23 protein-coding genes are annotated in these 25,271 nt (G+C 70.4%); 13 read left to right on the forward strand and 10 right to left on the reverse strand.

The features are described from left to right. Positions 1-2 precede the first annotated feature (2 nt). The 3 genes from uraD to OG331_RS13045 all read right to left on the reverse strand — a co-directional run bounded on the left by uraD (position 3) and on the right by OG331_RS13045 (position 1,348). Positions 3-542 carry a 2-oxo-4-hydroxy-4-carboxy-5-ureidoimidazoline decarboxylase gene (gene uraD, locus OG331_RS13035; RefSeq protein WP_406195355.1) on the reverse strand — a complete coding sequence of 180 codons (540 nt, stop codon included), beginning with the start codon at positions 540-542 and terminating at the stop codon, positions 3-5. 189 nt (positions 543-731) lie between these two features. Beyond that, positions 732-1,100 carry a helix-turn-helix domain-containing protein gene (locus OG331_RS13040; protein WP_406195357.1) on the reverse strand — a complete coding sequence of 123 codons (369 nt, stop codon included), beginning with the start codon at positions 1,098-1,100 and terminating at the stop codon, positions 732-734. Beyond that, a complete protein-coding gene (locus OG331_RS13045) occupies positions 1,097-1,348 on the reverse strand; it encodes a hypothetical protein (protein ID WP_383248639.1) in 252 nt (83 codons plus the stop codon). Before OG331_RS13045 ends, OG331_RS13040 begins: the two co-directional genes overlap by 4 nt. Before the next feature lie 538 nt (positions 1,349-1,886). Here OG331_RS13045 and OG331_RS13050 point away from each other — a divergent pair. From OG331_RS13050 to OG331_RS13060, 3 genes are all read left to right on the forward strand, one after another. Next, positions 1,887-2,744, forward strand: a complete 858-nt coding sequence (locus OG331_RS13050; RefSeq protein ID WP_406195360.1) for a TIM barrel protein — start codon at positions 1,887-1,889, stop codon at positions 2,742-2,744. 33 nt (positions 2,745-2,777) lie between these two features. After that, the gene (locus OG331_RS13055; RefSeq protein ID WP_406195362.1) at positions 2,778-3,668 is read left to right on the forward strand and encodes a 2-hydroxy-3-oxopropionate reductase; all 891 of its coding nucleotides are present in this window, start codon (positions 2,778-2,780) and stop codon (positions 3,666-3,668) included. Positions 3,669-3,865: 197 nt separating this feature from the next. Further along, a complete protein-coding gene (locus OG331_RS13060; protein ID WP_406195366.1) occupies positions 3,866-5,323 on the forward strand; it encodes a catalase in 1,458 nt (485 codons plus the stop codon). Between the two features lie 304 nt (positions 5,324-5,627). On the opposite strand, the gene OG331_RS13065 is transcribed toward OG331_RS13060, so the two are convergent. Next, the gene (locus OG331_RS13065; RefSeq protein WP_406195369.1) at positions 5,628-5,924 is read right to left on the reverse strand and encodes a hypothetical protein; all 297 of its coding nucleotides are present in this window, start codon (positions 5,922-5,924) and stop codon (positions 5,628-5,630) included. Between the two features lie 81 nt (positions 5,925-6,005). Further along, positions 6,006-6,395, reverse strand: a complete 390-nt coding sequence (locus OG331_RS13070) for a hypothetical protein (protein WP_406195372.1) — start codon at positions 6,393-6,395, stop codon at positions 6,006-6,008. A gap of 275 nt (positions 6,396-6,670) precedes the next feature. Between OG331_RS13070 and OG331_RS13075 the strand changes: the two genes are divergently transcribed. Beyond that, on the forward strand, positions 6,671-6,907 hold the full coding sequence (locus tag OG331_RS13075) for a hypothetical protein (RefSeq protein ID WP_147995713.1): 237 nt from the start codon (positions 6,671-6,673) through the stop codon (positions 6,905-6,907). A 223-nt stretch (positions 6,908-7,130) separates the two neighbouring features. Here the strand turns inward: OG331_RS13075 and gcl are convergent, their stop codons facing one another. Next, positions 7,131-8,915 carry a glyoxylate carboligase gene (gene gcl / locus OG331_RS13080; RefSeq protein WP_406195375.1) on the reverse strand — a complete coding sequence of 595 codons (1,785 nt, stop codon included), beginning with the start codon at positions 8,913-8,915 and terminating at the stop codon, positions 7,131-7,133. A 205-nt stretch (positions 8,916-9,120) separates the two neighbouring features. On the opposite strand from gcl, the gene OG331_RS13085 reads away from it, so the two are divergent. Together OG331_RS13085 and OG331_RS13090 are read left to right on the forward strand one after the other, a co-directional pair. Further along, complete coding sequence (locus OG331_RS13085; protein ID WP_406195377.1) at positions 9,121-9,852, forward strand: hypothetical protein; 732 nt, start codon at positions 9,121-9,123, stop codon at positions 9,850-9,852. 41 nt (positions 9,853-9,893) lie between these two features. Further along, positions 9,894-10,409, forward strand: coding sequence for a GNAT family N-acetyltransferase (locus OG331_RS13090; RefSeq protein WP_406195380.1), 516 nt, complete (start codon positions 9,894-9,896; stop codon positions 10,407-10,409). A gap of 4 nt (positions 10,410-10,413) precedes the next feature. Here the strand turns inward: OG331_RS13090 and OG331_RS13095 are convergent, their stop codons facing one another. Together OG331_RS13095 and OG331_RS13100 are read right to left on the reverse strand one after the other, a co-directional pair. Next, positions 10,414-12,012 carry an AMP-binding protein gene (locus OG331_RS13095; protein WP_406195383.1) on the reverse strand — a complete coding sequence of 533 codons (1,599 nt, stop codon included), beginning with the start codon at positions 12,010-12,012 and terminating at the stop codon, positions 10,414-10,416. Next, positions 12,009-13,679 (reverse strand): AMP-binding protein, encoded by a 1,671-nt coding sequence (locus tag OG331_RS13100; protein WP_406195385.1) that lies wholly within the window; start codon positions 13,677-13,679, stop codon positions 12,009-12,011. The genes OG331_RS13095 and OG331_RS13100 overlap by 4 nt, the downstream gene beginning before the upstream one ends. Before the next feature lie 129 nt (positions 13,680-13,808). On the opposite strand from OG331_RS13100, the gene OG331_RS13105 reads away from it, so the two are divergent. From OG331_RS13105 to OG331_RS13120, 4 genes are all read left to right on the forward strand, one after another. Then, positions 13,809-14,654: a response regulator transcription factor gene (locus tag OG331_RS13105; RefSeq protein ID WP_406209986.1), complete on the forward strand. Its 846-nt coding sequence runs from the start codon at positions 13,809-13,811 to the stop codon at positions 14,652-14,654. A gap of 149 nt (positions 14,655-14,803) precedes the next feature. Continuing rightward, positions 14,804-17,623 carry an AAA family ATPase gene (locus tag OG331_RS13110; RefSeq protein WP_406195387.1) on the forward strand — a complete coding sequence of 940 codons (2,820 nt, stop codon included), beginning with the start codon at positions 14,804-14,806 and terminating at the stop codon, positions 17,621-17,623. A gap of 289 nt (positions 17,624-17,912) precedes the next feature. Next, complete coding sequence (locus tag OG331_RS13115; RefSeq protein WP_406195390.1) at positions 17,913-18,698, forward strand: S1 family peptidase; 786 nt, start codon at positions 17,913-17,915, stop codon at positions 18,696-18,698. Positions 18,699-18,927: 229 nt separating this feature from the next. Beyond that, on the forward strand, positions 18,928-19,578 hold the full coding sequence (locus tag OG331_RS13120) for a LysE family translocator (RefSeq protein ID WP_406195393.1): 651 nt from the start codon (positions 18,928-18,930) through the stop codon (positions 19,576-19,578). Positions 19,579-19,636: 58 nt separating this feature from the next. Here OG331_RS13120 and OG331_RS13125 read toward each other — a convergent pair whose 3' ends face one another. Next, positions 19,637-20,758: a winged helix DNA-binding domain-containing protein gene (locus tag OG331_RS13125; protein WP_406195395.1), complete on the reverse strand. Its 1,122-nt coding sequence runs from the start codon at positions 20,756-20,758 to the stop codon at positions 19,637-19,639. 145 nt (positions 20,759-20,903) lie between these two features. Between OG331_RS13125 and OG331_RS13130 the strand changes: the two genes are divergently transcribed. After that, positions 20,904-22,064, forward strand: coding sequence for a magnesium and cobalt transport protein CorA (locus tag OG331_RS13130; protein ID WP_406195397.1), 1,161 nt, complete (start codon positions 20,904-20,906; stop codon positions 22,062-22,064). Positions 22,065-22,176: 112 nt separating this feature from the next. Here OG331_RS13130 and OG331_RS13135 read toward each other — a convergent pair whose 3' ends face one another. Then, a complete protein-coding gene (locus OG331_RS13135; protein ID WP_406209989.1) occupies positions 22,177-22,704 on the reverse strand; it encodes a DUF1062 domain-containing protein in 528 nt (175 codons plus the stop codon). Between the two features lie 342 nt (positions 22,705-23,046). Between OG331_RS13135 and OG331_RS13140 the strand changes: the two genes are divergently transcribed. Together OG331_RS13140 and OG331_RS13145 are read left to right on the forward strand one after the other, a co-directional pair. After that, on the forward strand, positions 23,047-23,517 hold the full coding sequence (locus OG331_RS13140; RefSeq protein WP_406195399.1) for a flavodoxin family protein: 471 nt from the start codon (positions 23,047-23,049) through the stop codon (positions 23,515-23,517). 212 nt (positions 23,518-23,729) lie between these two features. Continuing rightward, entirely contained in the window at positions 23,730-25,187 is a 1,458-nt protein-coding gene (locus OG331_RS13145; RefSeq protein WP_406195402.1) for a hypothetical protein, read from the forward strand. Positions 25,188-25,271: the final 84 nt, after the last annotated feature.

Raw genomic sequence — 25,271 nt, forward strand, 5'->3', positions numbered from 1 at the left:
GGTCAGGCGTCCTCTTCGGTCTTCCTCGAAGATCGGTCTTCGTCGACGAGCCGGGCGAGCCGGATACGGTTGATCTTGCCCAGCTCGGTGCGGACGATCTCCCGCTCCTGCTCCGGCGCGTTGCCGATCCGTTCCTTGACCGCGTCGCGCATCTGCTCACCGGTCCGGCCGGTGGCGCAGATCAGGAAGACGTGGCCGAACTTCTCCTGGTAGGCGAGGTTCAGTTCCAGCATCTGTGCCTTGAGCTCCTCGGAGGCGCCGGCCATGCCGCGCTGTTCCCGGGACGAGGTCGGGTCGCCGGGCTTGGGGCGGCCGATGGGCGGGTGCCCGGCCATGGCTTCTTCGAGGTCCGTGACCGTGAGCTCCGCCATGGCGGCGTCGCTCGCGGTATACAGGTCCTCGGGGGCGCCGTAGGGGCGGGCTGCGAGCAGTCGCTTCGCCCATGCCGTGGAGGCGCACGCCTCGTGGAGTGCGGTGAAGGCCGCATGCTCCTCGAGGGCGTTGAACCGGGCCAGGCCCGGCGGCGTGGAAGTGGAAGTCACGGGAGCCTCCGTGGCCGGTTTCGGCCTTTGTGCTGAACGGGCGTGCCGACAGCTAACGCCCTCCCGCAACAGCACGTCAACAGTTTGTTGAAAATTCGTGAAGGTGAAACCGGGTGAGCAGCCGGTCCGGCTCCCGCCCCGCCAGGCCCTGCCCCTGCCCCACCAGGCCCCTGCTCGTGCCCCGCGCGATCAGGCGTCCTTCTCGCGGTTCAGGTAGTTGTAGACGGTGAAGCGGCTCACCCCGAGCGCGCCGGCCACGGTCTCCACTCCGTGGCGTACGGAGAAGGCGCCGCGCGCCTCGAGTATCCGTACGACCTCCTGCTTGGCCTTGCGGTCCAGGTCGGCCAGCGGCTTGCCCTTCCTGCGCTCCATGGCGGCCAGGATGTGATCCAGCGAGTCGGCCAGCTGGGGCAGGCGTACGGCGACGACGTCGGCACCCTCCCAGGAGAGCACGACATCCTCGGGGCCCGCCTCGTCCGGCGGGAGAATTTCGCCGCCCATGGCGTCGACCAGCGGCTTCACGGCCGCGATGAAGGGCTCGTCCCCGGTGCCGGTCACGCGTCACCCTCCCCGACCACATTGACCTGGAGCGAGATCCGGGTGGCGCCGGCCTCCAGGCTCTTGCGCAGCAGGGCGTCCACGGCGGTGAGCACCGTGTCGGCACCGCCCTCGGCCGTGTTCCCGAACGGGCCGACGTCCACCTCGTCGAGCTCGGCCGCCTCGATGACCTCGCGGGCCGCCAGCGCATGCGCGGGTGCCTGGTCGAGGTCGAAAGGCTCGGTCGTGAACTCCACTTTCAGTCGCATACTGCCCCCAGAACCTTCGTGACCTGTGCCGTCTCCCGGTTCACCCATTACGGGCCGGGGCCGGGCGGCACACCGCGGACGCGCCGCGTCCGCCGCCAGGCGACCCTAGCCGACGCGGGGACGGAGCGGGCCGCCCGCGCGATCACCGCATCGCTCCGGGCACGGATACGCCTTTCCCGGTGCACAGTCACGCTTTCCGCACATTTCCATGTGCACTCCTTGCTCTCCATCGTCCTCCACCGGAGGTGATCGTGGGCGGGAAAACGGTTCCCGCGGTACACGCGACCAGGCCGGGACCCAGGGCTTCCGTGCCTTGCACGGAAGGCGTTCTCCCGTCGGCGAGAAGGGCGCGGCGCCCGGGAGATACGCATTCGCACTGGCCGGAATTCGACGGCGACAACCGGACATCCCCCGCCCGCGCACCCCCGGGTGCCACCTCCCGGTCCCCTTGACAAGCCGCAGTCGTCGACGGCAGTCTTCCGTTAAGTAGAAAGTAACTTCCACAATGCGAAACTGAGCGGAAGGGAGCGCCGGCGATATGCCAGGTTTCGAATCGGACACAGCCGCGGAGCAGCGCTTCAACGTCAACCTGTCGATCCTCTTCACGGAACTCCCGCTCCTGGAGCGCCCCGCGGCCGCCGCCGCGGCCGGCTTCACCGCGGTCGAGCTGTGGTGGCCCTGGATCGACTCCCCCACCCCGGAGCAGTCCGAGCTCGACGCCCTGAAGAAGGCGATCGAGGACGCGGGCGTCCAGCTCACCGGCCTGAACTTCTACGCCGGTCAGCTGCCCGGCCCCGACCGTGGCGCCCTGTCGGTCCCGGGTGAGGAGTCGGAGAGGTTCCGCGCGAACATCGACGTCGCGGCGGACTTCGCGGCCTCCCTCGGCTGCCGGGCGCTCAACGCCCTGTACGGCAACCGTGTCGAGGGCATGGACCCGGCCGAGCAGGACGCGCTCGCGCTGGAGAACCTGGTTCTCGCGGCGCGGGCGGCCGACCGGATCGGCGCGATTCTCCTCGTCGAGGCGCTGAACCAGCCGGAGTCGCCGCTGTACCCGCTGGTCAGCGCGCCGGCCGCGGTCGACATCGTGGACCGGGTCAACGAGGCGACGGGGCTGGGGAACGCGAAGTTCCTCATGGACCTCTACCACCTGTCCATGAACGGCGAGGACCTGCCGCAGGTGATCGCTCAGTACGCCGACAGGACCGGCCACGTGCAGATCGCCGACAACCCGGGCCGCGGCGCCCCGGGCACGGGCACGCTCCCGCTGAAGGAACTGCTCGACCAGCTGACCAAGGCCGGTTACACGGGCTGGGTCGGCCTGGAGTACAAGCCGGGCGACCGCCCCAGCGCGGAGGCCTTCGGCTGGCTGCCCCGCGAAGCGCGCGCCGCCCGCTGAACACACCCCCGTATTTTTGAGAGGCACCCCATCATGAGCAACCTTCCCAAGATCGCCTGGATCGGCCTCGGCATCATGGGCTCCCCCATGTCCGAGAACCTGATCAAGGCGGGTTACGACGTCACCGGCTTCACCCTGGAGCAGGACAAGCTGGACCGCCTGGCCGCCGCCGGCGGCACGGTCGCCGGTTCGATCGCCGAGGCCGTGCGGGACGCCGATGTCGTCCTCACGATGGTGCCGGCCTCCCCGCAGGTCGAGGCCATCTCCTACGGCCCCGACGGGATCCTGGAGAACGCGAAGTCCGGCGCGCTGCTGATCGACATGTCCTCGATCACCCCGCAGACCTCGGTCGACCTGGCGAAGGCGGCCAAGGACAAGGGCATCCGCGTCCTGGACGCCCCCGTGTCCGGCGGCGAGGCCGGCGCCATCGAGGCCGTACTGTCGATCATGGTCGGCGGCGAGCGGGCCGACTTCGACCAGGCGAAGCCGATCTTCGACGCCCTCGGCAAGACCATCGTGCTGTGCGGTCCGCACGGCTCGGGTCAGACCGTGAAGGCGGCCAACCAGCTGATCGTCGCCGTGAACATCCAGGCGTGCGCCGAGGCCGTGGTCTTCCTGGAGAAGTCCGGCGTGGACCTCCAGGCGGCGCTGGACGTCCTCAACGGCGGCCTCGCGGGCTCGACCGTGCTGACGCGGAAGAAGGACAACTTCCTGAACCGGGACTTCAAGCCCGGCTTCCGTATCGACCTGCACCACAAGGACATGGGCATCGTGACGGACGCCGCCCGCAACGTCGGCGCGGCCCTTCCGGTCGGTGCCGTGGTGGCCCAGCTGGTCGCGTCGCTGCGTGCGCAGGGCGACGGCGGGCTGGACCACTCGGCCCTGCTGCGGGCCGTGGAGCGTCTGTCCGGCGCCCAGGTCTGATCCGGGCCTGCCCCCACACTTCCGGGCCGCGGCGGCGCTGACACCTGTCCTGTCGCGCCCAGGCGTCGCCGCGGCCCGGAATCTCCTTCAACAAAGCGTTGATTCAATTCAACAAACTGTTGACGCCCACTCGCCCCACTTCTAGGCTCCACAAAGCGGAAACAGTTTTCCGCTGACACCCGCACGGAAGGTCCACGATGTCGAAGCGCGTGCTCACCACCGAGTCCGGCGCCCCGGTCGCCGACAACCAGAACTCAGCCTCCGCCGGCGTCGGCGGCCCGCTCCTGCTCCAGGACCAGCACCTGCTGGAGAAGCTGGCGCGCTTCAACCGCGAGCGCATTCCGGAGCGCGTGGTGCACGCCCGTGGCTCCGGCGCGTACGGCCACTTCGAGGTGACCGACGACGTCACCGGCTTCACCCACGCCGACTTCCTGAGCGCGGTGGGCAAGCGGACCGAGGTGTTCCTGCGTTTCTCGACCGTGGCCGACAGCCTCGGCGGTGCGGACGCGGTGCGCGACCCGCGCGGTTTCGCGGTCAAGTTCTATACGGCCGAGGGCAATTACGACCTCGTCGGGAACAACACCCCGGTGTTCTTCATCAAGGACCCGATCAAGTTCCCCGACTTCATCCACTCGCAGAAGCGCGACCCGTTCACCGGCAAGCAGGAGCCGGACAACGTCTGGGACTTCTGGGCGCACGCCCCCGAGGCCACGCACCAGGTGACCTGGCTGATGGGCGACCGCGGCATCCCGGCGTCGTACCGCCACATGAACGGCTACGGCTCGCACACCTACCAGTGGACGAACGCCGAGGGCGAGGCCTTCTTCGTCAAGTACCACTTCAAGACGAACCAGGGCATCCGCTGCCTGTCCTCCGAGCAGGGTGCCGAGCTCGCGGGCAAGGACGCCAACTCCCACCAGACGGACCTGCTCCAGGCGATCGAGCGGGGCGTGCACCCGTCGTGGACGCTCTACGTCCAGCTCATGCCGGCGGCCGAGGCGGCCGACTACCGCTTCAACCCGTTCGACCTCACCAAGGTGTGGCCGCACAAGGACTACCCGTTGCAGCGCGTGGGCCGGCTGGTCCTGGACCGCAACCCGGACAACGTCTTCGCCGAGGTCGAGCAGGCCGCGTTCTCCCCGAACAACTTCGTGCCGGGCATCGGCCCCTCCCCCGACAAGATGCTCCAGGGCCGGCTGTTCGCCTACGCGGACGCCCACCGCTACCGGCTGGGCGTCAACCACACCCTGCTGGCCGTGAACGCCCCCAAGGCCACGACGGCGCAGAACTACGGCCGCGACGGCTTCATGGCGGCCAACTCCCAGGGCCGCGGGGCGAAGAACTACGAGCCGAACTCCTACGACGGCCCGGTCGAGACCGGCAGCCCGCTGTCGGCCCCGCTCGCGGTGACCGGCCACACGGGCACCCACGAGGCCCCGCTCCACACCAAGGACGACCACTTCTTCCAGGCCGGCGAGCTGTACCGCCTGATGTCCGCCGAGGAGAAGTCCCGTCTGATCGCGAACATCGCCGGTGGCCTGTCCCAGGTCTCCCGCGACGACGTGATCGAGAAGAACCTGGCCCACTTCCACGCCGCCGACCCGGAGTACGGCAAGCGCGTGGAGGAGGCGGTCCGCGCCCTGCGCGAGGACTGAACCCCGAGGCTGCGTCCGTCTCCTGACGGGAGGTCATGAGCCGGACGCATCGCCCGCACACCGACGCCGATCGACCCGGATGAGGGGTGGTCGATCGGCCCGGGCGCGGGCAACACGAGGACCGCGGCGGCGTGCGAGCCAGTGCGGTGGTGAAGGTCCCGGTCTCCTTCTTCGACCTGAGGGAAGGAGCATCCGGTTCCATCGCAACCGCCGCGGTCCCGAACCCCCTTCCAGACCCCGTCCGGCGGCGCGAACGTCCTGTCGCGCCCAGCCTCGCACCGTCGGACGGCCACAACCGGATATCTCACCGGCTGAAGAGCGCCGGGCACGGACGGTCCTGTGCCCGGCGCTCTTCGGCGTCGACGGGTTCGGCCGGGTCGACGAGAGCGCGGTGGGCGCTGTCGAGGAGTTCCTGGTACGTCAGGACCTCGACCCGGCCGAGGTGGGTGTTGAAAGTGCGCAGCGCCTCGGTGATCTCGGCTTCCGGAACGTCCGGTTGCCCTGCCGGATGGCCGATGAGCACCAGGGCGCCGGCGCGTCGGGTTTCGATCCCGAACTCCGCGCGGACGCGGGCCCGGGTGCGCCGCCGGCACCCACGCATTGCGGTGCCGCTCGACCAGCGGGCCCGCCAGACTCATCGACCGCTTCAGCTCCACGATGTGCGGGGAGCCGTCGCCGCGGATCAGCGGGATGTCCACCTCGTCCCCGGGGACGGGCCTGCGATGGGCCGCCTCCCCCACGAAGCGCCCGCCGAAGATCCAGTGCTGTCCTTCGTGGGCCCGTTGCAGATCGCCCGGTCGTCGGGGGCCTCCAGGAACATCGCGTCCTCCCCCTGCACCCGGAAGTGCTCCAGGACGTCGGCAGCGCTCGCGTCGGGCCGGCTCCTCAGCAGCTCCTGGCCCTTGCCCACCATCCACTGGTGCGTCGCCCACATCGTGCGCGCCAGGAAGTCCCGGTTCGTCTCATTGCGCGCGCCGTCCTGGAATGGCCGGTGACGCTCCTCGAAGTCGTAGCGCAGGTTCCGGCCTCCGCGTAGTCCAGGGAGTCCTGGAGGAGCCGTACGACCTGCCACTCCCCCGCGTCCGCCGCCGCGCCGCGCGCCGCCTCCAGCAGCTCCGTGAGCCGCCTGCCGCCCCGGCGGTTGCGGCTGCGCCCTCCGTGCATGTGCGGGAAGACGGCCGTGAGCGCGTCACGCACGGCCGTGTCGGTCGCCTCCTTCTTTCTCCACCACGCGGAGCTGCGATTCGCGTGTCATGTCGCTTCGGGTCGCCATGGAGGGATTGTGCGGGCCCGCACTGACAGCGCCGTCGGCGTGCGGAACTGCACGGGCCGCAGGAGGCTGAGGGCATGGCACATCCAACGGAGCATCCGCACGTCGTGGTGCATCCGCCGGCGCTCGACGGGTCCCGGCGGGTCACGGAGGGCGACGAGACGCTGGGGATCGCCACGCACGTGGATGACGTGAGCGAGATCCTGCGGCTCGCCGATCTGTATGTCACGGACATCTCGGAGAGCGACTTCATCGACTGGCAGGGCGGTGGTCCCGACGACTGGCCAGGGCTGTCGGAGCACCACGAGCAGTAGGCGGCCGCGTACAACACCGGACGTACGCCGGCTACGGATTCCTCAGATCAACCTCTGAACAGGCGCCGTGAGGCTTCAACCGCCCCCTGCACCGGGCACATTCCCAGTCACGAGGTGCCCGCCGGCACGGGGGCGGCGGGCACCGCACGGGGGCACGCGAAAAGGGGCGGCCCGACCTTTCGGTGGGACCGCCCCTCGCCGCCGAGCGGACTCGGTGGACGCGTCAGACCTTCAGCGTCCTGATCGACGTCGGCGAGTGACCCGGCTCCGTCGCGATCTCCTCGAACTCGACGACGTTGCTGATGTCGTTCGTGGTCGACATGGAGATGTTGGTGACACGCTCCAGGATCGCCTCGACGACCACCGGGACCCGGTACTCCTGAGCGAGCTTCTTGGCCTGCTCCAAGGCGGCGCCCAGTTCGCTCGGGTCGGTCACCCGGATCGCCTTGCAGCCGAGGCCCTCGGCGACCTTGACGTGGTCGACGCCGTAGATGCCCAGCTCGGGCGAGTTGACGTTCTCGAACTCCAGGTTGACCTGGAAGTCGATCTCGAACGCCCGCTGCGCCTGGCGGATCAGGCCCAGGTAGGAGTTGTTCACCAGGACATGGACGTACGGGATCCTGTGCTGCGCCCCGACCGCCAGCTCCTCGATCATGAACTGGAAGTCGTAGTCGCCGGACAGCGCGACGACCTGCGCCTCGGGGTCGGCCTTCGCCACGCCCAGCGCGGCCGGGATCGTCCAGCCCAGCGGGCCCGCCTGGCCGCAGTTGATCCAGTGCCGCGGCTTGAAGACGTGCAGCATCTGGGCGCCGGCGATCTGCGAGAGGCCGATGGTGGAGACGTACCGGGTCTCCGGGCCGAAGGCCTTGTTCATCTCCTCGTAGACGCGCTGCGGCTTGATCGGGATGTCGTCGAAGTGCGTACGGCGCTGGAGGGTCGCCTTCCTCTCCTGCGCGGACGCCGCCCAGCCGGAGCGGTCCGGCAGCTTGCCGGCGGCCTTCAGCTCCTTGGCCACCTCGACGAACAGCTCCAGCGCGGCCTTCGCGTCCGACGCGATGCCGTAGTCCGGCGCGAAGATCTTGCCGATCTGGGTGGGCTCGACGTCGACGTGGACGAACTTGCGCCCGGCCGTGTAGACGTCCAGCTTGCCGGTGTGGCGGTTGGCCCAGCGGTTGCCGATACCGAGGACGAAGTCGGACTCCAGGAAGGTCGCGTTGCCGTAGCGGTGCGAGGTCTGCAGGCCCACCATGCCGGCGTTCAGCTCGTGGTCGTCGGGCAGCAGGCCCCAGCCCATCAGGGTCGGGACGACCGGCGTGCCCGTCAGCTCGGCGAACTCGACGAGGAGTTCGGCGGCGTCGGCGTTGATGACACCGCCGCCCGCGACGATCAGCGGCCGCTCGGACGCGTTCAGCAGTCCGATCGCCTTCTCGATCTGGGCGCGGGTCGCGGCCGGCTTGTAGACCTGGAGGGGCTCGTACGTCTCCGGGTCGAACTCGATCTCCGTCAGCTGGACGTCGATCGGCAGGTCGATGAGGACCGGGCCGGGACGGCCGGAGCGCATCAGGTGGAACGCCTGCTGGAAGACGCCGGGCACCTGGGCGGCCTCCAGGACGGTCACCGCCATTTTCGTGACCGGCTTGGCGATCGAGGCGATGTCGACGGCCTGGAAGTCCTCTTTGTGGATCACGGCGGTCGGCGCCTGGCCCGTGATGCACAGGATCGGGATGGAGTCGCCGATCGCGGAGTACAGGCCGGTGATCATGTCGGTGCCGGCGGGACCGGACGTGCCGATGCAGACGCCGATGTTGCCGGCGTGCGTGCGGGTGTAGCCCTCCGCCATGTGCGAGGCGCCCTCCACATGGCGGGCAAGGGTGTGGTTGATCCCGCCGGAGGCCTTGAGCGCAGCGTAGAAGGGGTTGATCGCCGCTCCCGGCACGCCGAACGCGTTGCTGACGCCCTCGCGCTTGAGGATCTCGACTGCCGCTCGGGCAGCGGTCATACGAGCCATTGAGTACTCCTGCTTCGGCTGTCGGATTCGCACTCCCGTCGCGCCCCGCGGTGAGCTCTTCCGTGACGATGTCGATTCCGCCTGCGTTTTCCACATTGCGGAAACTGTTTTCTACTATCTGGAAGCAATGTAAGTGGGGCGGCTGAGGAGCGTCAAGAGGCGAAGACCGGCAACGGGCGGACAACCGGGCACCTGGTGGAGGACGATGGGAGCGCTGTCCCGATGCGAGGTCGTCCTGGAGTGGGCCATGTCCGAGAGCGTGTCGGTGCGCTGCCCGGCCTGCCGGCGCGAGCATCTCTACGAGGCACCCGCCTATCCGTGCGCGTGCGGGGCGCCCGTCGCACCGGAACTCGATCCGCACGGCACCGCGACGGCAGTCGCGCATCGGGCCTGGGACGACGAATGGATCGGCGTGCGCTGTCGGGCGTGCGGCCGGGAGAGCCATTGGCCCCGTCCGGAGGTGGGATGCCCCTGCGGGACGACGGTGCGGGTGCCGGTGGCGGAGGCGGGAGCCGGCACGGGGGCGGAGCGGCCGGAGGCGCCGCCCGCGGCGCGCCGCGCCTTTCAGCCCGTCACGATCCGCACTGCCCGTGACGCGGTCACCGCCACCGCCGTCTATCTGCGGTGGCTCGGCTACCGGGACATCCGCCGTGCCGACCAGCGGCCCACGTCGGGGGTCGGCATCGCCGCCCACGGGCTGCTCGCGCAGGTCGACCCGACGGTCAGCCCGGCTTCCCTGCGGGACGTGGAGTGCCTGTGGCTGACCGCCATGTCCGAGTCCGCGGCCTGCGTCTACTTCTCTCTCGCCGGGTACGCCCCCGACGCCCGCGTCCGGGCCGACGGGCTGGGCGTCCCCCTCTTCATCCTCGACCTCACGGGGACGCCCCAGCCGGTCAACAGCCTCGCCGACGAGCTCGACGCGACAGGCGCCCGGTAATCCGCTCGCGCCCGACACCGCCGCCGACGGACACTCGGCCCATGCGCATCCGCCCCGCGACTTCCGGCGACCTCCCTGTCCTCCAGGGCATCGAACGCGCCGCCGGAGCGGTCTTCCGCGACCTCGCCATGGCGACGATCGCCGAAGACGCACCGCCCGCCCTGGACGTCCTGGAGCAGTACCGCAGCGCGGGCCGCGCCTGGGTCGCCTGCGACGCGGGTGACCGCCCGGTCGGCTATCTGATCTGCGAGCCCGTCGACGGCGCCCTGCACATCGAGCAGGTCTCGGTCCACCCGGTGGTCGCCCGCCGGGGCGTGGGCCGCACCCTCCTCACGTACGCCGCCGACCGCGCGCACGAGCAGGACCTCACCGCCCTCACCCTCACCACGTTCACCGAGGTCCCGTGGAACGCGCCGTACTACGCCCGCCTGGGCTTTCGCGTACTGGACGAGGCCGAGCTCACCCCGGGGCTGCGGAAGATCCGCGCCCATGAGGCGGAGCTCGGCCTCGACCGGTGGCCCCGGGTCTGCATGCGCCGCGCCCTGGACAACCGGTGAGCGATCAGCCCCTGCTGTCCGCGTACTTCTCCCGCAGCTCCACCTTCCGCACCTTCCCGGACACCGTCATCGGGAAGGACTCAAGGACCTGCAACCGGCTCGGGATCTTGTAGTGGGCCAGTTGCCCGTCGCAGAAGGCCCGCAGCTCCTCCAGCGTCGGCGGGGCGGCCGCGTCGCGCGCGATGACGCAGGCCAGTACCTCCTCGCCGTACCGTTCGTGGGGCACCCCGACGACCTGGACGTCGGCGATCTTGGGGTGGGCGTAGAGGAACTCCTCGATCTCGCGGGGGTAGATGTTCTCGCCGCCCCGGATGATCATGTCCTTGATGCGGCCGACGATCTCGACGTAGCCGTTCTCGCGCATCGTCGCGAGGTCGCCGGTGTGCATCCAGCGGCCGGCGTCGACGGTCTCGGCGGTCTTCTCGGGCTCGTTCCAGTAGCCGAGCATCACGCTGTAGCCGCGGGTGCACAGCTCGCCCGCCGTGCCGCGCGGCTGGGTCACACCGGTCGCCGGGTCGACGATCTTCACCTCGATGTGCGGCAGGACGCGGCCGACCGTGGACGTGCGATGTTCCAGGTCGTCGTCCCGCCGCGTCTGCAGGGACACCGGGGACGTCTCGGTCATGCCGTAGCAGATGGAGACCTCCTCCATGTGCATCTCGGCGACGACCCGCTTCATCACCTCCACCGGGCAGGGCGAGCCCGCCATGATGCCGGTGCGCAGGGAGGAGAGGTCGTGCGACGCGAAGTCGGGGAGGTTCAGCTCCGCGATGAACATCGTCGGGACGCCGTACAGGGACGTACAGCGCTCCTGCTGGACTGCCTCCAGCGTGGCCTTCGGGTCGAAGGACGGGGCCGGGATCACCATGCAGGCGCCGTGCGAGGTGGCGGCCAGATTGCCCATCACCATGCCGAAGCAGTGGTAGAAGGGCACCGGGATGCAGACCCGGTCCTGCTCGGTGTACGCGATCAACTCCCCTACGAAATAGCCGTTGTTGAGGATGTTGTGGTGGGAGAGGGTGGCCCCCTTGGGGAAGCCCGTCGTGCCCGACGTGTACTGGATGTTGACCGGGTCGTCGCAGGACAGCTCCTCGAACGGGGCAGGTGTGGCCCGCGCGATCAGCGCCTCCCAGCTCGGGTCCCCGATGTACACGGTCTCCCGCAGCTGCGGGCACTTTCCGCGCACCTGCTCGACCATCGCCCGGTAGTCGCTCGTCCTGTGGCTCAGGGAGGCGAAGAGGAGCGAGATTCCCGCCTGGTTGAGGACGTACTCGACCTCGTGGGTGCGGTAGGCGGGGTTGATGTTCACCATGATCGCGCCGACGCGGGCCGTGGCGTACTGGACCAGCACCCATTCGGGACAGTTGATCGCCCAGATGCCCACCCGGTCACCCTTGGCGACGCCGCTCGCGAGCAGCGCGTACGCCAACTCGTCGACATCGGCGGCGAACCGGGCGTACGTCCAGCGCCGTCCGGACGGCACGTCCACCAGCGCCTCCCGGTCGGGCCATGCGGCGACGGCCCGGTCCAGGTTGGCGCCGATCGTGTCGCCGAGCAGGGCGGTGTCGCTCGTCCCGTGCGTGTACGACAGCTCTGAGCTCACCGGAAGTCCTCCTCGCGGTACTCGGCGTCCGAACCGGCTGCCGTCGCTTCGCGCAGCTCGATGCGGCGGATCTTGCCGGAGACGGTCTTGGGCAGTGGCGCGAACTCCATGCGGCGGATGCGCTTGTACGGCGCCAGGACCTCCCGTGAGTGCTCGAAGAGCACCTTGGCCGTGTCGGGGCCGGGCTCCCAGCCCTGCGCGAGGACGACGTACGCCTTCGGCACCGCGAGCCGCAGCGCGTCCGGCGCGGGCACGACGGCCGCCTCGGCCACCGCCTCGTGCTCCAGCAGGGCGCTCTCCAGCTCGAACGGGGAGATCTTGTAGTCGGACGCCTTGAAGACGTCGTCCGCGCGGCCGACGTAGGTGATGTAGCCGTCGGCGTCCCGGGAGCCGATGTCGCCGGTGCGGTAGTAGCCGCCGGCCATCGCCTCCGACGTACGGTCGGCGTCGCCGTGGTAGCCGGTCATCACACCGACGGGGCGGGCGGACAGGTCGAGGGCGATCTCGCCCTCGTCGGCGCCGGGTGCGCCGGAGACCGGGTCGAGGAGTTCCACGCGGAAGCCGGGGCTGGGGCGGCCCATGGAACCGGTCTTCAGGGGCTGGCCGGGGCTGTTGGAGACCTGGACCGCGGTCTCGGTCTGCCCGAACCCGTCCCGGATGGTCACGCCCCACGCCTCGCGCACCCGCTCGATGACCTCGGGATTGAGCGGCTCACCGGCGGCGACGACCTCGCGCGGGCGGGTGCGCAGGGCGCTCAGATCGGCCTGGATGAGCATGCGCCAGACGGTCGGCGGGGCGCAGAACGTGGTGACGCCGGCGCGGTCCATCTCGGCCATCAGGCGAGCCGGGTCGAAGCGCGTGTAGTTGTGGATGAACACGGTCGCCTCCGCGTTCCACGGCGCGAAGAGGTTGGACCAGGCGTGCTTGGCCCAGCCGGGCGAGGAGATGTTCAGGTGCACGTCGCCGGGCTTGAGGCCGATCCAGTACATGGTGGCCAGGTGCCCGATCGGATACGAGGTGTGGGTGTGCTCGACCAGCTTGGGGCGGGCGGTGGTGCCGGACGTGAAGTAGAGCATCAGCGGGTCGTCGGCCGCGGTCGGCCCGTCGGGGGTGAAGCCGGCCGGGGCGGCGTACGCGTCCTCGTACGTCTGCCAGCCCTCGCGTGCGCCGCCGACGCTGATGCGCGTGTAGCGGCCGGGCACCTCGTCGAACTTGCCGGTGTCCTCGGCCCGCACGAGCACATGCCGCACCCGTCCGCGCTCCACCCGGTCGCGCAGGTCGGCGGGGCCGAGCAGCGGGGTGGCCGGGATGACGACGGCACGCAGCTTCATGGCGGCGAGGGCGATCTCCCACAGTTCGGCCTGGTTGCCGAGCATGACGAGGACGCGGTCCTCGGTGCGGACGCCACGCGCCCGCAGCCAGCCCGCGACGCGGTCGGAGCGCTCCGACATCTCGGCGAAGGACAGGCGGACCTCGCTGCCGTCCTCCTCGACGATGTGCAGCGCGGTGCGGTCGTTTCCGTCCGCGATGACGTCGAACCAGTCGAGCGCCCAGTTGAACCGCTCCGGCCGGGGCCAGGTGAAGCCCTCGTAGGCGGTCGTGTAGTCCTCGCGGTGCTCGAGCAGGAAGTCCCGCGCACTGCGGAACTCCTCCGTCCCCGTCGTCATCTTTCCTCCTGGTTACCGGAACCTTGCCGGGCGGCCCTCTGCCATCGTGTAATCCGTGACGTGGGTCTCACTACCCCCGAACGGGGGTGTGCGCTCGGGAAAGCCGCAGGAAAGGGCGAGCAGGTGGCAGTGGACGCGGCCGCATCGGTGGAGATAAGGGGCGCGCTGCTGCGCCTGCGCCGCTCGACCGGGCTGCCGGTCGCCTTCGGCGGCCTGGTGGAACCCGGGCGTCCGCGCGTGCGCATCAGCGAACTGAACGGCACGGCCACCGAGTCCCTGAGCAGGCTCGCGGTGACCGCCGGCAACGGCCTGGGCGGCAAGGCGGTGGCCCTCGCCCGCCCGTGCGCGGTCACGGACTACTCCGCCTCACGGCAGATCACCCACGAGTACGACGCCGCCGTCGCCGTGGAGGGACTGCGTTCGGTGCTGGCGGTCCCGGTCGTCGTACGACGCCGGGTGCGCGGAGTCCTGTACGGCGCCCTGCGCACGGCCCAGCCGCTGGGCGACCGCACGCTGACGGCGGCCGTGGAGGCGGCACGGGACGTCGAACAGGCGCTGGTGGTGCGGGACGAGGTGCGGGGGCTGCTGGAGGCGGCGCGGGCGGAGACGGCGTCGGTCAAGACGCCGCCGTTCGACCGGGGCGCCGACTGGGAGCAGGTCCGCGAGGCCCATGCGGCGCTGCGGGCCCTGGCCCCGCGCATCGGCGACCCGGCCCTGCGCGCGGAACTGCTGGACGCCTGCGGCCTGCTGGCCGAGGGCCCGGCGCGTGCACCGAGCGGCGTACGGCTGGCCCCGCGCGAGCTGGACGTGCTGGCGTGCGTGGCCGCCGGCTCGACGAACGCGGTCGCCGGCGAGCGGCTGGGGCTGCGGGTGGAGACGGTCAGGAGCTATCTGCGGTCGGCCATGCGGAAGCTGGGCACCCACACGCGCGGGGAGGCGGTGGTCGCGGCACGCCGGGCGGGGTTGCTGCCGTAGGCCGGCCCACCCGTCGACCCTCCATTCATTCATCCGTGCTTTGAATTTCCCTATGCCCGTCGCTGTTATTTGCCTCACCATGTCGTCGGTCCGAAATTCAAAGACCTGTTGCCTAATATTGGCCCGAACACGACACACGGAGGGGAGCGGTGACCGTGCGACGGGACTTCAAGGAGCCTGCCGGCTGCCGCCCCGACCAGGTCATCGGCAGGGAGGAGCTGTTCACGGCGGCGCGTGAGCAGCTCGGGCGGGGCGGCAGCGTGCTGCTTCACGGCCCTGCCGGAATTGGGAAGTCGACGGTCCTGCGGGCTTTGGCCGGGGAATACGGCGGCGCGGCACGCACCGTGTTGCGCTGCTCGCCCACGGAGTCGGAATCCCACCTTCCCTTCCTCGCCCTGGCCGACCTCCTCGGCCTGGTCCTGGACGAGGTGTCCGGGCGGCTGCCCGCCGCGCAGCGCACCGCCCTGGAGTCGGCCCTCACCGGCCGCGGCGAGTCCACCCTCCAGCGCGACGGCCTCGCCCTGCGTCTGGCCGTGCTGTCCGCCCTGCGCGCCCTCGCCGACACCGGGCCCGTCCTCGTCGTCGCCGACGACCTTCAATGGCTCGACCCGGCCAGCGCCGAACTCCTCGGATTCGCCGCCCGGCGCCTCGGCGACACCCCGGTGCGGATGCTGTGCGCGGTGCGGACCGAGGGCGAGGAGTACGACCGCCAGCTGCGCGCGTCTCCGCCGGACACCCTCGCCGTCCGGCTGGGCCCGCTCTCCCGCGCCCAGCTGTCCGCCCTGCTGGACCACCGCGGTTACACCGGCCTGCCCCGTTCCACGGTCCGCGACATCCACCGCACCAGCGGCGGCAACGCCCTGTTCGCCCTCGAACTGGGCCGCGCCCTCGCAGAGAACCCCACACCGCCCCGCCCCGGCGAGCCCCTGCCGGTGCCCACCTCGCTGCGCGCCCTGGTGCTCAACCGCCTGGAGATGCTGTCGGCGGAAGCCCGCCGCACCCTCCTCGTGGCGAGCGCGGGCGCCCGCCCCACGCTGGCCCTGCTGCACGAGGCCGGCCGCGCCAACGCCGAGGCCGAGACCGCCCAGGCCGCCGAACTCGGGCTGCTCGCCACCGAACCCGAGGGTCCCACCGTACGGTTCGCACACCCGATGATCTCCGCCGCGCTGTACGCGGAGGCGCCCGCGCAGGACCGCCGGGCCGCGCACGCCGCCCTGTCCACCGCCGCGTCCGACCCCATCGAGCGCGCCCGGCACCTGGCCCTGGCGACCCATGGCACCGACCCGGAGGTCGCCGCCCGGCTCGCCGAGGCCGCCGCCCTGGCCCGGGACCGGGGAGCGCCGTCGGTGGCCGCGCAGTTGGGGCTGCTGGCCGCCCGGCACACCCCGGCGGACGGCCCCCCGAGCCCGGAACTGATGCGCCTGGCCGCCGCCGAGGACGCGATCACCGCCGGGGAACTGGACCTCGCCCGGGACATCGCCCGTGAAGTGCTGAGCCGCACGACCGTGCCCGAGGACCGGGTGCGGGCCTGGATCATCGTGATCGACACGGCGGGCCACGCCATGACGGAGGTCGACGCGATCTTCCCGCAGGCCCTGGCCGACGCCGGCGACGACCCCCGGCTGCTCGCCCTGGTCCACTACCAACTCACCTGGCGCGCCCTGCTCGTCGAGGGCGACTTCGACGGGGCCCGCGGCGAGGCGGCGTACGCGGCGGAGCTGGCCGCGCGGGCCGGCGACCGGTACACCGAGCTGATGGCCCTCGCCTTCCAGGCCCAGATCGAGACCCTCATGGGCCACGCGGACGCCCCCGCGACCATCAGGCGGGCACTCGAAGAGCCCCAGGACCCGAGGGTGGCGTGCCATCACAACGGCGCCGGCTACTCCCGGTTCCGCTGGCTGATCATGAGCGACCAGCTGGCCGAGGCGCGCGCCACGGTCACCGCCCTGCTGCGGGAGGTGCGGCGGCGCGGGTCGGTCGAGAGCGAGGTGCACTTCCTGCGCGGGGTGGCCGAGACCGAACTGCACTCCGGGCACTGCTCACGCGCCCTCGACCTCGCCCGCGAGAGCCTGCGGCTGGCCCGGGACACCGGGATCGGCGAGGTGGCCTCGGCTGTGCTGACCTCGCTCGCGGAGGCCGCGGGCGGGGACGTGGACCGGGCGCTGGAGCTGGCGCGGGAAGCGGTGGCGCACGCCGAGGAGGACGGCGACCAGATGTACGTGTCGCGTGCCCTGGCCGCCCTGGGGCACGCCCAGTTGGTGGCCGGCGATGTGGCGGCGGCGGTCCGTTCGCTGCGCCGGGTGCGGGAGGTGGAGCAGGGCCTCGGCATCACCGACCCGGCGCGCGGACGGTGGCACGGCGACCTGGCCGAGGCCCTGGTGCGCAGCGGTGAGATCGCGGAGGCGCAGGACGTCATCGACGGCACGCGTGAGCTGGCGCTGCGGCTGGACCGCGAGAGCGTACTGGCCGTACTGGACCGGGCCGAGGCGCTGATCCGTGCGGCGCGGGGCGAACACGACGCCGCCGTGGTGCAGTTGACGTCGGCTCAGGACCGGCTCGGCAAGCTGGGCTACAGCCTCGAAGAGGCGCGGGCCGCCTTCGCCCTGGCCCAGCTGCGCTCCGATACCGCGGGCCCGACGTCGTACGACGAGGCGGCCCGGCTGTTCCGCCGCTGCCGGGCACTGCCCTGGCTGCGGCAGGTCGAGGTCGCCGCCGCCGCGCGGCCCGCGGAGGCGGCCCCCGCCCCCGCCTCCGCCCCGGACGGGCTCGACGGCCTCGACGGGCTCGCCTCGATGGAACGTCAGGTCGCCGCGCTCGTCATGGAGGGCGCGACCAACCGGGAGATCGCCGCACGTCTGTTCATCAGCGTCAAGACGGTCGAGGCGACGCTCACCCGCGTCTACCGCAAGCTGGGGATCCGATCGCGGGTCGACATCGTCAGACTGGCGGCGGGGCGCCGCACGACCTGAGGCCGGGGCGCCGTACGACGCGGGATCTCTGCGCCGTTGCGAGGCGGGATCCGGGCGCCGTACGAGGTGAGTTCACCCGTCTTTGTCGGTCCGTGTGGGTTTATCCGGGCGGACCGAGGGTTTTCCCTGCCCAACTCCCTTAGGGGGTTCCCTCATTGGGAAGGGAAACCTCCGGGACCTACCTTGAGTTCGTGCCGCTCGCTCGGGCACACGGGGGCCGGTCCGCGACCCTCGTGCACCCCCCACACCCGCGCGACCCCCCACCGGCAACCCCCCAATGAGGAGTCTCATGTTCGGGCTCACCCGTGCCAGAAAGACCGCCGCCGTCGCGGCGACCGCTGCCGCCGCCGCGGCCGCACTGCTCAGCGCCCCCACCGCTGAGGCGGCGTCCTCCCGCATCGTGGGCGGTACGACGACCACGACGACCTCGTATCCCTTCATGATGCAGATCACGGACGCCTCACAGAACCAGTTCTGCGGCGGCACGCTGGTCTCCGCGACCAAGGTGGTCACCGCGGCCCACTGCATGGTCGGCGAGAGCAACAGCAGCGTCCGGGTCGTCGGCGGGCGCACCTACCTCAACGGCACGAACGGCACCGTCAGCCAGGTCAGCGACATATGGATCCACCCGGACTACTCGGACGTCACCGAGGGCAACGACGTTGCCGTGCTGACCCTGTCCACGTCGATGCCGTACACGCCGGCCTCGTACGTCGACTCCTCGGACACCGGCGTGTACGCGACCGGCGCCACCGCCCGCATCATCGGATGGGGCACCACCTCCTCGGGCGGCAGCTCCTCCAACCAGCTGCGCACGGCGACCGTGCCGGTCGTGTCCAACTCCAGCTGCGCGAGCTCCTACGGTTCGGACTTCATCTCGTCCGACATGGTCTGCGCCGGATACACCTCCGGCGGCGTCGACACCTGCCAGGGCGACAGCGGCGGTCCCCTGCTCATCGGGGGCGTCCTGGCAGGCATCACTTCCTGGGGCGAGGGCTGCGCCCAAGCCGGGTACCCGGGCATCTACACCCGGCTGACCACGTTCTCGGACGAGGTCAGCGAACAGGTCTCCTGAGCACACCCCAGGTGAAAGACCAGGGGGCGTTGCGGGCCTCCACGAGCGGCCCGCAACGCCCCCTATCCATGTGCGCATCCATGTCGGCACCCAACGCCACATTCATGGCCATGCCCCGTGGCCATGCCCCGTGGCCATGCCCGACAGCCATGCCCGACAGCCATATCCACGGCCCTGTCCCGTTGTCAGTGGTGCCTGTTTGAATGGGCTCCGGATGGGGGTGATGGGCATGGTGTCCACAGATCGTGTGCTGGCGTTCGCGGCGATGTCGCTGCTGGTGATCGTGATTCCGGGGCCGAGTGTCCTGTTCGTCATCGGCCGCGCCCTGGCGCACGGCCGCCGCACCGCAGTGGCGACCGCGCTGGGCAATGTCTTCGGCTCGTATCTCCTGGTGGTCGCCGTCGCGGTGGGCATCGGCTCGTTGGTCGAGCGGTCCGTGACGGTCTATCTGACCGTGAAGCTGGTCGGCGCGGCCTATCTGGTCTACCTGGGGGTGCAGGCGTTCCGGCACCGCAAGGAGCTGAAGGCCTCGGCGACAGGGACGCAGCAGCCGACGGAACCGACGCGAGGTGACCTCCGTACGGTCCTCGACGGCGCCCTCGTCGGCGTCACCAACCCCAAGGGCGTGGTGTTCTTCGCCGCCGTGCTCCCCCAGTTCGTGGACCACTCGGCGGGCCACATCCCGCTGCAGATGCTGCTGTTGGGCCTGGTCCCGATCACCATCGGCCTGGTCACGGACACCCTGTGGGGCCTGACCGCGTCGGCGGCCCGCAGCTGGTTCGCCCGCTCCGACCGCCGGCTGTCCCTGATAGGCGGGGCCGGCGGGTGCACGATGATCGGGCTCGGGGTGACGGTCGCGGTGACGGGACGGGCGGACTGACACCTGCACGGTGCCGGCGTGGTGCCGACTTGGGGATCGCCGACCAGGGGATTGCCGACTAAGGGATCACGGTCCCGAAGCGGATGTCGTACGACGCGTCCGGGTGCATCACCTTCAGCATGCGCTCCCCTTCCTCCGTCACCTCCCCGCGCTGAGCCTTGGTGAGCTGGGTGAACTCCTCGATGACGAGCTCGTCGCCGACGATCCGCCACACGCCCACGAGGAAGCCGTCGACGAGGAGGGGGCAGTAGACGGTGTTCACCTGCCAGGTACGGCCACGGTTCGCGGGCGGGATCACGCGGGTGCGGTCGGCGTGGGAGAGGAGGAGGTTGTCGAACTCGGGCAGGAAGCGGGGCGGGGCCGGGGTGTCCGGATCGGGGCGCGGGGCGTCGGGGAGGTCGAAGAGCTCGACGCCGTTCTCGTCGCGGAAGGTGAGCAGGTCGGGGCGGAGCCGTTCGAAGGCGTCGCGCATCCGGGTCAGGCCGCACCAGGTCTGCATGTCCTTCACGGAGGCGGGCCCGAAGGCGGCCAGGTAGCGCAGCACCGTGGCATCGGGTGAGGCGGCCGGCTCGGCGGGACGGTCCAGCCAGTTCTCCGCGGTGGTGAGAGTGACCTGTCCACTGCGGCCCCACAGTCCGCGCGGGGTGACCTGGACGAGGGGGAGCTTGCAGCGGGCGGCGACGGCCAGGGACTGCGGGTCGGCGTCCGGCCACTCGACGATCAGGGCTTCGCGCAGCTGCTTCATGGTGCGGGGCTCGATTTCGACGAGGTCGCGGGCGAGCACGGCGAGCCGGTCCAGGTCGACGCCGACGAGGCCCTTGCGGAAGTAGTTGATCTCGCGGTCCCTGGCGGGCTGGACCAGCGGACGCAGGGTGAGGCTGTCGTCGGCGGTGTGCAGGTGGATCGTCGAGCGCATGGTGACCATCCGCACGGCGGCGCGGTCGGCCAGCAGCCCGGACAGTTCACCGGGCGTGAAGCCGTCGAGGCGGGCGGCGAGCGCGTAGTAGGGCGGCTTGACCTCCTGGGCCTGGAGGCCGACCAGATGCTCCACGGCCGCCAGGGCCGACAGCGGCGAGCGACGCAGCAGCAGCTGCCGGTCGAGGGTGGCACGGTTGAGGGCGCGGGTGCCGAGCACGGGGCCGGCCGCGACCGCCGTCTTCTTTGTGCTGCGCTTCGTCATGCTCCGCACGCTAGCGAGGCTTGCGGACACCTTCGGTCCGCAACTCCACGGAATCCCGGATCACCTCAGCCCTCCCATGCCATTCGCCCCGTATATCCTGCATCGGAGATCACCCAGTCGTCGTCCAGACCGGGAGGCAGCCGCGATGTCCGAGCGACGCGCACGCCCCGCCTCGAAGAACCCCGTGAAGTCCGCCTGGCGCCGAGCCGTCACTCCCCCGCCGCAACCGGAGCCACCGGAGCAGGCGCCCGCGGCGAGCACCACGGCCTCCGGCTCCTCCGAGGTGGCGAGCGTCGTGCAGGCGGCGCTGTACCGGGACGGCGTGCGGGTGTCCGCCCCCGCCACGCTCGCCGAGACCTACCGCGAGCTGCGCGACCAGTCCTCGGGCATGGCCTGGATCGGCCTGGCCCGCCCCACGGAGGCCGAACTGCTGTCCCTGGCCGCCGAGTTCGACCTGCACCCGCTCGCGGTCGAGGACGCGATGGAGGCCCACCAGCGGCCCAAGCTGGAGCGCTACGGCGAGACGCTCTTCGTGGTCCTGCGTGCGGCCCGCTACCTGGACGCACCCGAGGAGGTCGACTTCGGCGAACTGCATGTCTTCGTCGGCCCCGACTTCGTGATCACGGTCCGCCATGGCGCGGCCCCCGACCTGTCGGCGGTACGCCAACGCATGGAGGAGACTTCGGAGCTGCTCAAACTCGGTCCGGAGGCGGTGCTCTACGCGATACTGGACGCCGTGGTCGACGGCTACGAGCCGGTGGTGGTGGGCGTTCAGAACGACATCGACGAGATCGAGACCGAGGTCTTCCGGGGCGACCCCGAGGTCTCCCGCCGTATCTACGAACTCTCCCGGGAAATGGTCGAGTTCCAGCGCGCCACCCGCCCGCTCGTCGGCATGCTGCACGCCCTGATGGCCGGCTTCTCCAAGTACGGCACGGACGAGGAACTCCAGCGCTATTTGCGCGACGTGGCCGACCACGTGACCCACACCAGCGAGCGCGTCGACGGCTTCCGCCAGGCCCTCACCGAGATCCTCACGGTGAACACGACGCTGGTCACGCAGCAGCAGAACGCGGAGATGCGGGCGCTGGCGGAGGCGGGGTTCGAGCAGAACGAGGAGATCAAGAAGATCTCGTCGTGGGCGGCGATTCTGTTCGCGCCGACGCTGGTGGGGACGATCTACGGCATGAACTTCGACCACATGCCGGAGTTGCACTGGGTGTTCGGATATCCCTTCGCGATCGCCCTGATGGGGATCGTTTGTACAAGTTTGTACGTCATCTTCAAGCGGCGGGATTGGCTCTGAGTGATCACCCTGGAGGGCGCACTCCTGCGCGACACGCTTGCGCGGAACACGGGGAGTGGCCCTCCAGGGCCTGTCCGGCGGATCTTGCCGGACAGGCCCTGGCCCGTGGGGCTCAGCGCTTGAGCGTGAAGGTGAAGTCGCCGGAGAGCTTGCTGCTCAGCCGGACTGCCGAAACGAGCTTCCCCTCCGCGATCAGTCTCTCGACGTCGGCCCGTGAAAGACCGCAGCCTTCAGCGATCAGTCGTACCGGCCGGACGGGGATCCGCGCCGCGAAGCGGACCGACACGTCGATCACCTCACGGTCCAGGTGATCCGATCCGCCGGTGTCGAGGCGCCAGGCGTTGTCCCAGTCGAGGGCGATGCGATTACGGCGCCGCACGGCCGGATCCTGGAGCAACTCGGCCGCCAGACCGGGGTCGTTGTCGTGCATCCGGTCCAGCAGTTCAGGGCGTACGGAACGCACGTTCATCCGCTCCAGGACCGTCAGCTTCGCGGTCTCCCCGCAAGCGGTACAGAGCACGAGGAGCCAGGCGTCGAGAAGCTTGTGGTTCGCGTTGACACGGAATTTGCCGTTGGCGCGGAAGCGCTCGGACGCGCATGTGTGGCAACGGCGGAGAACGAGCGGCAGGCAGGTGGGCATGACCACCCAGCGATTGAGCACAGCAGTACACCGGTTTCAGTGAGAAGTCCGCAGCAAAAGGAGCGCGGCGCACATGCGCGACGCGCGACAGATCAGCTCTCGGGGGGTCTCACACGGTGTACAACGGCACGTCCTTGCCTGGATGACTTGGATCAGCAGCACGGTAAAGGCGCACAACAGCGCGGTGCCACTGGTTTTCGAAGCGCCTCAACAGCAGGTTCAACACGCACACGGCCACGGCCGTGCCGGTGATGACGCTGCGTCACATCCAGCTGCTGTCACGTCTGGGTGCCGCCGCGTGGTCCTCACTGCTGAAGCGAGTGAAGGGAAGGGATCGTGAGCATGAGGACTGTCATCGTGTGCGCCTCCGTGTCGCACGGCAATACGCGGCGTGTCGCCGACAGCATGGCCGAGGTACTCGGCGCGGAGGTCGTCGCGCCCGAGCAGGCCGACCTGGCGGAGCCGGCCCGGGCCGACCTCGTGGGATTCGGCTCGGGCGTCTTCTACGGCAGGCTCCACCCCCGGCTGGCCGAGTTCGTCAGGGCACTTCCCGCCGGGCGGGGCCGGGCGTTCGTGTTCGCCACCAGCGGGCTGCCCGAGATCGCGCCGGCGCCATTCACCCGCCCTCTCGTCCGGCTCCTCCAAGGCAAGGGCTTCGAGGTGGACGGGAGCTTCTCGTGCCGGGCGTTCGACACCTGGACGCCCTTCAAGCTCGTCGGCGGCATCAACAAGCAGCGGCCGAACGCCGGGGACCTGGCCGCCGCGCGGACGTTCGCCGAGGGGTTGCGGGACGGACGAGGGCCGGTGTCCTGACGCTCGCCCTGGCCGGCGTCCCTTCGTTGGCCAGGGCCCTGCTGCGCCTCGCCGGGCTCCGGGCCAACTGGCCCCCGGGGGCTACACCATCCGGTGGCTTATGACCGCCACGGCGTTATTCATATCACCGTACTTCCTATTCATCTCACTGTCCGGCTCTTGGTGCTGACCAACCGTCACGAGGCCCTGAACCAAGTCGAGGAGAGTGGAAGATGACGACATCGCCGAAATGGCGATCTGTTCTGGCACCCGCCGCCATGGCTGCCGCGCTCGCCGCAGCCGCGCTGGCGAGCGCGGGCACTGCCCACGCCCAGGACGACACCACCCCGCACCCGCCGTACCCGGCCCAGCCCGCACACCCGGCACACGGCGCCAAGCCGGCGTATCCGGTGCACCCGGAAAAGCCCGCCTACCCGGTGCACCCGGTCAAGCCCGAATACCCCGTCCACCCGGTCAAGCCTGAGTACCCGGTCAAGCCGGTCAAGCCGGAGTACCCGGTCAAGCCCGTAAAGCCCGAGTACCCGGTCAAGCCCGTAAAGCCCGAGTACCCGGTCAAGCCGGAGTACCCGGCGAAGCCGGTCCACCCGGTCAAGCCGGAATACCCCACGAAGCCGGTCAAGCCGGAGTACCCGGCGCACCCCGTCAAGCCCGCTTACCCGGTCAAGCCGGTGAAGCCCGAGTACCCGGCCAAGCCCGCGTACCCCGCCAAGCCGGTGAAGCCCGAGTACCCGGCCAAGCCCGCCTATCCGGCCAAGCCCGCGTACCCCGCCAAGCCGGTCAAGCCTGAATACCCGGCCAAGCCTGCGTACCCCGCCAAGCCCGTCAAACCTGAATACCCGGCCAAGCCTGCGTACCCCGCCAAGCCGGTGAAGCCCGAGTACCCGGCCAAGCCCGCCTATCCGGCCAAGCCCGCGTACCCCGCCAAGCCGGTCAAGCCTGAATACCCGGCCAAGCCTGCGTACCCCGCCAAGCCCGTCAAACCCGAATACCCGGCCAAGCCCGCCTACCCCGCCAAGCCGGTGAAGCCCGAGTACCCGGCCAAGCCCGCCTATCCGGCCAAGCCCGCGTACCCCGCCAAGCCGGTCAAGCCTGAATACCCGGCCAAGCCTGCGTACCCCGCCAAGCCCGTCAAACCCGAATACCCGGCCAAGCCCGCCTACCCCGCCAAGCCGGTGAAGCCCGAGTACCCGGCCAAGCCCGCCTATCCGGCCAAGCCCGCGTACCCCGCCAAGCCGGTCAAGCCTGAATACCCGGCCAAGCCTGCGTACCCCGCCAAGCCCGTCAAACCCGAATACCCGGCCAAGCCCGCCTACCCCGCCAAGCCGGTGAAGCCGGAGTATCCGGCCAAGCCTGCGTACCCGGTCAAGCCCGCCAAGCCCGCTTACCCGGCGAAGCCCGCTCACCCGGTCAAGCCGATGAAGCCCGCGTACCCGGCGAAGCCCGCCCACCCGGTCAAGCCGATGAAGCCCGCATACCCGGCCAAGCCCGCCCACCCGGTCAAGCCGATGAAGCCCGCATACCCGGCCAAGCCCGCCCACCCGGTCAAGCCCGTCAAGCCCGACTACCCCTCCAAGCCCGCCCACCCCGTGAAGCCGGTCAAGCCGGACCACCCCAAGCACCCCAGCAAGCCCAAGCACTCCGGTCACGAGAAGGAGCAGCACGGGTGGTGATGGCGGTGACGAGGACGTGAATCCTGGTCCCTCAGGGGATGGGGATGCGCACGTCGGTTGAAGTGCCGGGCCCGTTTACTCGGG

This window comes from Streptomyces sp. NBC_01017, from assembly GCF_045162795.1.
GTDB lineage: Bacteria > Actinomycetota > Actinomycetes > Streptomycetales > Streptomycetaceae > Streptomyces > Streptomyces machairae.